This is a genomic window from Aeromonas sp. 604176 (assembly GCF_049170755.1).
Lineage (GTDB): Bacteria > Pseudomonadota > Gammaproteobacteria > Enterobacterales > Aeromonadaceae > Aeromonas > Aeromonas veronii_A.
The window spans coordinates 1-642 of record NZ_JAAKNE010000309.1; the positions used below are offsets into that span (position 1 = coordinate 1).

At 62.6% G+C, this 642-nt stretch carries 1 protein-coding gene and 1 pseudogene; both read right to left on the bottom strand.

Annotated elements, in window-relative coordinates; translation table 11 throughout:
- Positions 1–115: pseudogene (locus G5358_RS21530) on the bottom strand (PTS system fructose-like transporter subunit IIB); the annotation flags it as partial.
- Positions 112–642 (bottom strand): 1-phosphofructokinase family hexose kinase (locus tag G5358_RS21535; protein WP_421324934.1); only part of this gene is annotated, 531 nt, incomplete at its 5' end. The pseudogene G5358_RS21530 and the gene G5358_RS21535, both read right to left, overlap by 4 nt.

Here is a 642-nt window from a genome sequence, read left to right on the forward strand (position 1 = left end):
CGACGTCGAGGGTGAGCTCCCAGCCAGCCAGTTTGGCCTGCTGTTCTATCCGTTTTGCAGCGAGAAAGCTGGTGGCAATGCCCGCCGGGCAAGCCGTAACCAAGATTGCTTTCATTGGGCATCTCCTGAGTTTTCCATTGAGGGGGTATGGCATTGAACCGGTGCCAGCTCATCCAGAGGCTGTACGCGCACCTGTTCAAGTAAGGGGTTGAGCACACTGATATCGCTAAAACCGACCGCCACCTGACTGACCGCCAAGGCCGAGACGGCAGTGGCCAGCCGCAGGGTCTGCTCCGGCGCCCAGCCAAGGCTCAGACCATGGGCGAGACCGGCCACCAGGGAGTCGCCAGCACCGACCGTGCTGACCACCTGCATCCGCGGCGGAATGGCTTGCCAGACGGCATCCGGGGCAAACCAGATAAGGCCATCGGCGCCATTGGAGATCACCACGTTGGGGATCCCGCTCGCCTGCAGCGCGCGGGCACACTCGGCCTGTTCGCTCAGGGTCTTGATAGGTCGACCCGCCCACTGGCTCAGCTCCTCCAGATTGGGTTTGACCAGGGTCGGCGCTGCCTTGATCCCTTCGCTTAAGGCCGCGCCGCTGCAATCGAAGATCACCTGCTTGCCCTTGGCCTTGAGCAG